General features: G+C 44.4%; 8 protein-coding genes and 1 pseudogene. 2 read left to right on the forward strand and 7 right to left on the reverse strand.

The genetic code is table 11. The features are described 5' to 3' along the window. The 4 genes and pseudogenes from B3182_RS14485 to B3182_RS14500 form a co-directional block, all read right to left on the reverse strand. A pseudogene (locus B3182_RS14485) lies at positions 1–1,401 on the reverse strand (phosphoketolase); the annotation flags it as partial. Positions 1,402–1,414: 13 nt separating this feature from the next. Continuing rightward, positions 1,415–2,611, reverse strand: coding sequence for an acetate/propionate family kinase (locus B3182_RS14490; protein WP_292357931.1), 1,197 nt, complete (start codon positions 2,609–2,611; stop codon positions 1,415–1,417). A gap of 155 nt (positions 2,612–2,766) precedes the next feature. Next, positions 2,767–4,149 carry a cysteine--tRNA ligase gene (cysS, locus tag B3182_RS14495; RefSeq protein ID WP_292357929.1) on the reverse strand — a complete coding sequence of 461 codons (1,383 nt, stop codon included), beginning with the start codon at positions 4,147–4,149 and terminating at the stop codon, positions 2,767–2,769. 3 nt (positions 4,150–4,152) lie between these two features. Beyond that, positions 4,153–5,820 (reverse strand): glutamine--tRNA ligase/YqeY domain fusion protein, encoded by a 1,668-nt coding sequence (locus tag B3182_RS14500; RefSeq protein ID WP_292357927.1) that lies wholly within the window; start codon positions 5,818–5,820, stop codon positions 4,153–4,155. Between the two features lie 165 nt (positions 5,821–5,985). Here B3182_RS14500 and B3182_RS14505 point away from each other — a divergent pair, with 165 nt between their 5' ends. Together B3182_RS14505 and B3182_RS14510 are read left to right on the forward strand one after the other, a co-directional pair. Further along, positions 5,986–6,567 (forward strand): peptidylprolyl isomerase, encoded by a 582-nt coding sequence (locus B3182_RS14505; protein ID WP_292357925.1) that lies wholly within the window; start codon positions 5,986–5,988, stop codon positions 6,565–6,567. Between the two features lie 17 nt (positions 6,568–6,584). Beyond that, positions 6,585–7,337 (forward strand): UDP-2,3-diacylglucosamine diphosphatase, encoded by a 753-nt coding sequence (locus B3182_RS14510; RefSeq protein WP_292357924.1) that lies wholly within the window; start codon positions 6,585–6,587, stop codon positions 7,335–7,337. Here the strand turns inward: B3182_RS14510 and B3182_RS14515 are convergent. From B3182_RS14515 to xerD, 3 genes are all read right to left on the reverse strand, one after another. Continuing rightward, a complete protein-coding gene (locus tag B3182_RS14515; RefSeq protein WP_292357922.1) occupies positions 7,334–8,053 on the reverse strand; it encodes a thioredoxin fold domain-containing protein in 720 nt (239 codons plus the stop codon). The genes B3182_RS14510 and B3182_RS14515 overlap by 4 nt on opposite strands. Positions 8,054–8,065: 12 nt before the next feature. Beyond that, positions 8,066–8,551 (reverse strand): YajQ family cyclic di-GMP-binding protein, encoded by a 486-nt coding sequence (locus tag B3182_RS14520; RefSeq protein ID WP_014706277.1) that lies wholly within the window; start codon positions 8,549–8,551, stop codon positions 8,066–8,068. Positions 8,552–8,619: 68 nt separating this feature from the next. After that, on the reverse strand, positions 8,620–9,309 hold a 690-nt coding region (xerD, locus tag B3182_RS14525), incomplete at its 5' end, for a site-specific tyrosine recombinase XerD (RefSeq protein ID WP_292753280.1).

Raw genomic sequence — 9,309 nt, forward strand, 5'->3', positions numbered from 1 at the left:
CTCACTGAGCATTTCCATCACTCTGCCATCTTTGGACAGTTTGTCATCACCCGGAATCATTTCACCCATCCAGGTTCTGCCAGTGACATCAAGCACATCCTGCCAACGATTGGAGTTATTTTCATCAGGACTGAACAAACGGAAGTTCTTGGCATCAAGATTCTGTTGCATCACATCGCGCAGAAATTTACCCATTACCCGGGTAGCTTCGCCTTTCGTGCCTCCGGGCTTTTTGACTTCTACGGCATAGTCACGAAAATCCGGTAAAGTTAGATCCTGCAGCAGCTGACCACCATTTGCATGTGGATTTGCGCCCATCCGTCGATCACCCTCAGGCGCCAAGGCTGCCAGTTCCGCTTTGAGCTTGCCGCCATCATCAAATAGCTCTTCCGGCTTATAGCTTTTCAGCCATTTATTAAGGATTTCGACATGTCCTTCCTTATCCATATCGCCCATGGGCACCTGATGAGATCGGAATGTGCCTTCAGTTTTTTTGCCATCGACTTCTTCTGGACCTGTCCAACCTTTTGGCGAACGTAAAATAATCATTGGCCAGCGGGGACGCAGATGTACACCATGTTCACGCGCATCATTCTGGATATGACGGATTTGTTCCATGGCTTTATCCAATGTTGCCGCCATCAGTTGATGCATCTGCTTTGGATCATCGCCTTCGACAAAGTAGGGCGTATAACCATAACCATAAAACAAGGCTTCCAGCTCATCATTGGGGATACGTGCCAGTACTGTCGGACTGGCAATTTTGTAACCATTGAGATGCAATATCGGTAATACCGCACCATCATGCTGTGGATTCAAAAATTTATTGGAATGCCAGCTAGTGGCTAACGCACCCGTTTCCGCTTCACCATCACCAACCACACAGGCGACAACCAAATCTGGGTTATCAAATGCCGCACCATAAGCATGGGATAAGGCATAACCCAATTCTCCACCTTCATGAATTGAGCCCGGGGTTTCCGGAGCAACATGACTGGGTACGCCACCGGGAAAGGAAAATTGTTTGAACAAACGTTTTAAGCCGGCTTCATCCTCGGATATGTCCGGATAGGTTTCACTATAAGTACCTTCAAGATAGGTATTAGCAACCAACGCCGGTCCACCATGACCTGGCCCAGCAATGTAGATCATATTAAGATCACGTTTTTTGATAACCCGGTTTAAATGCACATATATAAAGTTGAGTCCGGGTGTGGTGCCCCAATGTCCCAACAGCCGTGGTTTGATGTGTTTTGCCTGAAGAGGTTGTTTTAACAATGGGTTGTCATACAGATATATTTGTCCCACTGACAAATAATTTGCGGCGCGCCAGTAGGCATGCATTTTATCCAGTAAGTCCTGATCCAGTGGTTGTAATGTATTTGATGGTTCAAATGTCATTTTGCTTTTCCCCTTAATGATTCAGGTTCAATAGATCGCACATCGATTGCGCAATCATTAATTCCTCGTTGGTCGGGATGACCCAGACAGTAACTCTGCTTTGTGATGTTGAAATGCGCAGAGCATTTTGCTGATTTAATTCGTTATCCAGTTCAATGCCGATAAATGCCAGTTGCTGACAAATCTGTGTTCTGATTTCCGCTACGTTTTCACCAATCCCGCCGGAAAATACCAAAGTATCCAAACCTCCTAACGCCGCAGCATAAGCACCAATCTGTTTACTGGCCTGATAGCAAAACAAGTTTATGGCATCTTCGGCATTTGGGTCAGTCGACCGTTGTTCCAATAGCTGCTTCATATCACTGGTAGTGGTTGAAATCCCCAGCAAACCAGATTGCTGATTAATCATTGTTTCAAACTGTTCAGCATTCATGCTTTCACTTCGGTTAAGAACACCAAATAAACCCGGATCAAGATCACCACTGCGAGTCCCCATTACCAGGCCCGCTGCTGGCGTCATCGCCATTGTGGTATCAATAGATTGCCCATTTGTGACAGCTGTCATGCTGGCACCATTGCCCAGATGCGCCAAAATTATCCTGTCGTGATTCGCTTTTTTAGCATTTTGCTGTTGTAACACCTGCATTAAATATCGGTATGACAGGCCATGAAATCCGTATCGATAAATACCTTTTTCATAATACTGACGGGGAATGGGGAGTAATTTGGCAACTGTTGGCAGATTCTGATGAAATTCAGTATCAAAACAAACCATTTGTTTTAACTGTGGGAAATGCTGGTCAAATGCTTCAATTAATTGAATCTCACCCGGTAAATGCTGTGGATCAAGAGGGGTTATTGCCGACAAATGCTTGAGTAATTGCTTGGTAACCCATTGGGGATTTTTATACTGATGCCCACCGTGAACAATACGATGCCCGATAGCTTTAACTGAGCTGATATCAATATTTTTATAAACCCAATCTATCAACACCTCAACAGCCTGCTGATAATTGTCAGCCTTGATATCTACAGTGGACTCTTCTGCCTGAATCGAGTTTGTGACGCACAACTTGGCGACAGGCAATCCCAGCCCTGTGAGCTTGCCGAATAAAATGGGAGTAAGCGATTCGGTTACGTTATACAACGTAAATTTGATACTGGATGAACCGCCGTTGATAGTCAGTAAATACGTTTTATCTTTGGGCATAATCGATCCATTAATTTAAATTCGATCATGCCCACACTAAAACGCTTTGTATAGCCGGGAAGAAGATTACTGAAGCTATTGTTGATTTAGATCAGGAGAAAACTGCCATAAATTAAATTGTCTTAACCACCATTAGCAGGCAGCTGAGACAAATATTAAATTTTCCGCCAACTGGTTTTGCCTGCTGAATCTTCCAGCACAATTCCCATCGCCGTCAGCTCATCACGAACTTGATCTGCGCGGCCCCAATCTTTTGCCGCACGAGCTGCATTTCTGTCAGCAATCAACTGTTCGATTTTACCGGTTTCATCTTGTTGGCCACCGGTCAGGAAGGCCTCTGCAGATTGCTGGAATAATCCAAGCACATCGCCAAATGCTAATAATAACCCAGCCAGATAAGCTGATTTTTTCTCATCATTTTCTTCACGGGCTATGTTTAACGCCTGACGCACATCTGCCAGAACAGATAATGCCAGCGCCGTATTAAAGTCATCATCCATCGCTTCACGAAAACGTGGGGCAAACTCTAAATCATCCTGCCAGTTAACGGTTTCAGCTGTGACATCGCGCAAAGAATGATAAAACCTGGTTAAGGCTGTTTTAGCCTGCTCCAGCTGATCTTCTGCATAATTCAAAGGACTACGGTAATGACTCATTAAGATGAAATAACGTACTGCTTCTGCTGGATATTTCGCCAATACCTCACGCACAGTAAAGAAATTACCCAAGGATTTGGACATCTTTTCATCATCAATCCGGACAAAGCCATTGTGCATCCAGTAGTTCACACTCTGGCAACCATGTGCGCCTTCAGATTGAGCGATTTCATTTTCATGATGTGGAAACTGCAGATCCTGTCCACCGCCATGAATATCAAAATGATGACCCAGGCATTCAGCTGACATAGCTGAACATTCAATATGCCAGCCCGGACGACCCGGCCCCCATGGCGAATCCCATGCTGGTTCTTCAGGTTTTGCAGCTTTCCATAAAACAAAATCCAGTGGATCGGTTTTGGCTTCATTTACAGCGATTCGTTCGCCCGCGCGTAAATCATCTATCTGTCGACCAGACAGTTTGCCGTAATCAGCAAATTCACTGACATCATAATAGACATCGCCGTTATCAGCGGCATAGGCCAGGCCTTTATCGATCAAAGTCTGAATCATATTGAGCATAGGCTGCATAGCTTCGGTGGCACGAGGCTCAAGATCTGGTCTTAGTACACCTAAAGCATCTGCATCAGCATGCATTTCATTGATATAGCGATCGGTCAACGTCTGAATTGTTTCGCCGTTTTCCGCTGCCCGTTTAATGATCTTGTCATCTATATCGGTGATATTACGGATGTAGGTCACGTCATAGCCACTGGCCCGCAGGTAACGCGTCACTACATCAAACACCACCATCACCCGCGCATGACCGACATGACAGAGATCGTAAACCGTCATGCCGCAGACATACATTTTAACTTTGCCTGGCTCTATCGGTTTAAAGACTTCTTTCTGCTTGGATAAAGTATTGTGAAGTTTTAACATTTTTTATTTATCTGAAGTATCTTTTAAGCCAATGGTCAGATTGAATACCGGCGTATCAGCGGTGTGATCATAACGATCACTGACAAAATAGCCTTCTCGTTCAAACTGGAAAACAGTTTCCGGTTCACAATTCACAATGGCCGGTTCGGCAATTGCTTTAATGACCTTTAACGAATCGGGGTTCACATCATCAAGATAGTTACCCGTTGCTTTTCCGGGTGCTTCCGCCAAAAACAATCTGTCGTATAAACGCAACTCGACTTCTTTGCCTTCTGTGGCTGAAACCCAGTGAATCACGCCACGTGGTTTCATCTCAGGGGGCGGATTTTGGCCGACAGTATCGGGCACTAATGAGGCAATCACTTCAATGATTTCACCGTTATCATCCTTGATAACATCATCAGCCTTAATGACATAAGCACCACGTAACCGCACATAATCACCAATCACCAGACGCTTGAACTTTTTCCGGCTCAAACTGGTGTCTTCGGTAAAGTCGCTGGCATCAATAAAAATTTCTTTGGTGAACGGCAATGCACGCTGTCCCATGGCTTCCTGTTGCGGATGGTTCGCGACTTCCAGCCATTCAACGCTTTCAGCAGCATTAGAGATGGTCACCTTCAGAGGAGTCAAAACACACATGGCACGTGCTGCGTTTTCATTTAAATCTTTGCGGATCTCAAATTCCAGCTGGGCAATATCAACAATACCATCTGTTTTGGCCACGGCCAGATCGTCACAAAAAGCGCGCAACGCCGCAGCCGAATAACCGCGCCGTCTCATACCTGAAATGGTTGGCATTCTGGGATCATTCCAGCCAGCAACTATTTGCTCATCGACCAGTTGTTTTAAATTGCGCTTACTGGTCACCGTATAGTTCAGATTGAGACGGCCAAACTCATACTGCTTTGGTTTTGAAGGAACGGGCAGATTTGCAATAAACCACTCATACAACGGACGATGGTCCTGAAATTCCAGCGTACAGATACTGTGGGTGACGCCTTCAATTGCATCGCCTTGCCCGTGGGCAAAATCATAACTGGGATAAATACACCATTTGTCACCGGTTTGATGGTGCGATTTCTTGCGAATACGATAAAGAATCGGATCACGCAGGTTCATATTGGGCGAAGCCATATCGATTTTTGCGCGCAACACACAAAAACCTTCAGCAAAATCGCCTTGCCGCATTTTTTCAAATAAAGTGAGATTTTCTTCTACGCTGCGATCACGAAATGGCGATTCTTTACCCGGCTTGGTCGCCCAGCCACGGTATTCACTAGCTTGTTCAGCGGTGAGATCACAAACATAGGCTTTGCCTTGCTTGATCAGATGGACAGCCCAATCATAAAACTGCTCAAAATAGCTTGATGCATAACGTACGTCACCCGCCCACTTAAAGCCCAGCCACTGGACATCTTCCATGATGGCTTCAATGTATTCCTGCTCTTCTTTGGCTGGATTAGTATCATCAAAGCGTAAATGACAATCACCGCCGAATTCCTCAGCCAAACCGAAGTTCAGGCAAATAGACTTGGCATGACCAATATGCAAGTATCCATTGGGCTCAGGGGGAAAGCGAGTAACGACTTTTCCGGCGACCCTGCCAGAATCAATATCTTCCTGAATAATGGGACGTATAAAATTATGATTGGCAGCAGATTCTGACATAGTGAATGTTTACAGTTAAATGTGAACGCGCATTATACGCTGTCAGCAGCGTCGGGTGACAGTGCTGTTTAGGTATGTTGGATCTGAAAAGGTCTTTAATTGTCTTCACCTGAATTGCTTTGATGCTCTATCATGATGGTTTTTGCAATTTTTGGACAAGCTACCATGAAATTACTCTATCGCCATCTGGCCCCCCTGTTTTTTGCTTCGTTTTCGCTGGCTGCCCACGCGGAAGGCGGCGGCGCACAACCCAAAGTGAAACTCAGCACTAATCATGGCGATATTGTTATCGCACTGAATGCTGATAAAGCACCGGAAACCGTTAAAAACTTTATTCAATATGTTGAATCCGGTTTTTACGATGGCACTATTTTCCATCGTGTCATTGAAAATTTTATGATTCAGGGTGGTGGATTTGATGAATCCTTCAAACAGAAAAAAACCGAAGCGTCCATCCAAAATGAAGCCGATAACGGCTTAAGCAATAAAAAGGGCACTGTCTCGATGGCGCGGACAGGTGATCCACATTCTGCTACGGCCCAGTTTTTTATTAATACCAAAGATAATGACTTTCTGGATCATCGCGATAAAACCATGCAGGATTGGGGTTATGCCGTATTTGGTGAAGTCATTGAAGGTATGGATGTGGTCGATGCAATTCGCAAAGTAAAAACTACTATGCGTGGTGGTCATCAGGATGTTCCTGCAGAAGCTGTAGTCATTGAAAAAGCGATTGTGGTCGAATAATTGATCCATCCAATTTAATGAAAACCCTGTTTATTTCAGATTTGCATCTTAGTCCTGACCAGCCGGAGCTTATCCGGCTGGCCACTGATTTTGTTGCCCAGCAGGTTAATGTCGATGCGTTTTATATAGTTGGAGATATTTTTAATACCTGGTTGGGAGATGATTTAGTCCCGACTGAGTTTGATCCGTTTATTCAGGCATTACAAAATCTTCAGCAACAAGGCAGCAAAATTTATCTGATGGTTGGCAATCGGGATTTTATGCTGGGTAAAGATTTTGCCCAACGGGTTGGAGGTACCTTACTGGATGATCCGGTCATGATTGATGTATACGGACATAAAATATTATTAATGCATGGGGACAGTTTGTGCACTGATGATGTGAGTTATCAACGTTACCGAAAAGTGGTGCGTAACCGCTGGTTACAAAAACTATTCCTGGCAATGCCCTTAAAGGTTCGCCAAGGAATTTCCGATAAAATCAAAGTCAAAAGCAAACAGCAGAAGCAGTACAAACAAGCTCAGATAATGGATGTTAATCCTGCATCTGTCAGACAGGTAATGCAGCAATACAATGCGACTCTACTGCTGCACGGTCACACTCACCGTCCCGCTATTCATACACTGCAATCTTCGCAAAATAATTCAAACTATCGAATCGTATTAGGGGATTGGCAACCTGATGCGAGTTATATTGAAATTACCCCTGAGAAAATACGCTTAGTCGATAAACGTTTGTCTGAGGGGCAATCTATACTCTCACTCAATTAGCCGAGATATTCATCCAGAATTTCACGCAATTTCTGCGGTGGCACATATCCGGGTAACATCTGACCATCTTCAAGGAAGATTGCCGGCGTACCACGCACTCCCAACTTGCTACCAATTTCAAACTGCTCGGCGACAGGATTGTTTTCACAGAGAGATGTTTTTTTCACTTCGCGCTGGGCTTTTGCATCCGTCATGGCTTTCTGCTGATCCTTGGCACACCAGACTTCAATTAATTTATTAGCTGATTCGGATTCTGCCCCCGCCCGAGGATAAGCCATATAACGAATGGTGATTCCCAAATCATTGTAGTCTTTGACCTGACGATGCAACTCACGGCAATAGCCACAATCAACATCGGTAAATACGGTAACAGTGTAGTCCGGCTTTTTGGCGGCAAAAATAATCAGATCATCTTCATCTACACGATCCAGTAAAGCCTTTTTCACTTCAATACGCCGTGCTTCTGTAATGTTTTCACGCGTTTCCAACGCCAGTAAATCACCTTGAATCAAAAATTGACCATCTGCTGTGAAGTAATAAATACGATCATCAATGACTGCTTCATATAAACCACTTTTGCCAACTGGTGATAGTGATTGCAATTGCATATCAGGTAATTGTTTATTAAGTTCAGCTTTGAGTTCTGTCATCTCATCTGCATGCGCCAGACTCATGCAAAGCAATAACGGCAACCATACCAATCGGCTTAAATTCATTTATTGGTTCTCTTAATCTCGAAAATTATTGAATTGCAACGGCATATCAATCGAATCATGACTTTTCAACAGTGCCATAACCTGTTGCAAATCATCACGTTTTTTGCCGGTTACTCTGACACTATCGCCCTGTACTGCTGCCTGAACTTTAATTTTGCTTTCTTTAATCAGTTTGACGATGGTGCGTGATAGATCTTTTTCGATGCCTTCACGAACCAGCACATCCTGCTTTCGCATCTTGCCATAACCCACAGGATCCTTAAGTTCAAGACAACTGATATCAATACCACGTTTCACCAGTTTCATTCTAAGAATATCGAGCAACTGATCTAATTGAAAATCACTGTTGGCAAACATGGTCAGTGTTTTGTCTGACTGCTCGACTTTGGCATCGGTTCCGCGGAAATCAAAGCGATTATCCAGTTCACGGTTTGCCTGATCAACCGCATTGGTCAGTTCATGCTTGTCTACTTCAGAAACAATATCAAATGAGGGCATCTAGCTTCTCCCAATCAAATTAAATTTTAGCCGGACAGTTTACCATCAGCTTTCATGGCAGCGGAAAATCAACCACGTGGATGATGCTGATTATGCATTTGCTGGAGTCTGGCTTTGGCAACATGGGTATAAATTTGGGTAGTGGATAAATCAGCATGGCCAAGTAAAAGCTGAACCACTCGTAAATCTGCTCCATGATTCAGCAAATGGGTGGCGAAAGCATGTCGTAACGTGTGTGGTGAAAGCGGCTTATCAATAAGCGCCAGTTTGGCGTAACGTTTGATAATGTACCAGAATGCCTGTCGGGTCATTGAATGTCCCCGCCGGGTTGGAAATAAATCATCCGTCACTTGACCTTGTAATAACTGAGGTCGACTTTCAAGCAAATACAATTGCAACCAGTCCAATGCCGTTTCGCCTAAAGGGACCAATCTTTCCTTATTGCCTTTACCAATGCAGCGTATTAAGCCCTGACGCATATTGAGTTGTTCAAAGGTTAAAGCCACCAGTTCAGATACCCGTAAGCCAGTGGCATAAAGTACTTCCAACATCGTTCTGTCGCGCATACCCAAGGCTGTCTCAGTATCTGGTTGCGCTAACAGATTGATAACATCTTCTTCTGACAAGCTTCCCGGCAATGATTTACCCAATCTCGGAGACTCAAGCATTGCGGTAGGATCTGAATCACGAATGGCTTCACGACATAAATAGCGGTAAAAACGGCGAAGGCTGGATAACAGGCGTGCATCGCTGCGTAC

This window comes from Methylophaga sp. UBA4204, assembly GCF_002379485.1.
GTDB lineage: Bacteria > Pseudomonadota > Gammaproteobacteria > Nitrosococcales > Methylophagaceae > Methylophaga.

Excerpts from the sequence above, each read along its gene's own strand:
- cysS (WP_292357929.1), bottom strand. The coding sequence starts at position 4,149 with ATGTTAAAACTTCACAATACTTTATCCAAGCAGAAAGAAGTCTTTAAA.
- B3182_RS14520 (WP_014706277.1), bottom strand. The coding sequence starts at position 8,551 with ATGCCCTCATTTGATATTGTTTCTGAAGTAGACAAGCATGAACTGACC.
- B3182_RS14500 (WP_292357927.1), bottom strand. The coding sequence starts at position 5,820 with ATGTCAGAATCTGCTGCCAATCATAATTTTATACGTCCCATTATTCAG.
- B3182_RS14505 (WP_292357925.1), top strand. The coding sequence starts at position 5,986 with ATGAAATTACTCTATCGCCATCTGGCCCCCCTGTTTTTTGCTTCGTTT.
- B3182_RS14490 (WP_292357931.1), bottom strand. The coding sequence starts at position 2,611 with ATGCCCAAAGATAAAACGTATTTACTGACTATCAACGGCGGTTCATCC.
- B3182_RS14510 (WP_292357924.1), top strand. The coding sequence starts at position 6,585 with ATGAAAACCCTGTTTATTTCAGATTTGCATCTTAGTCCTGACCAGCCG.
- B3182_RS14515 (WP_292357922.1), bottom strand. The coding sequence starts at position 8,053 with ATGAATTTAAGCCGATTGGTATGGTTGCCGTTATTGCTTTGCATGAGT.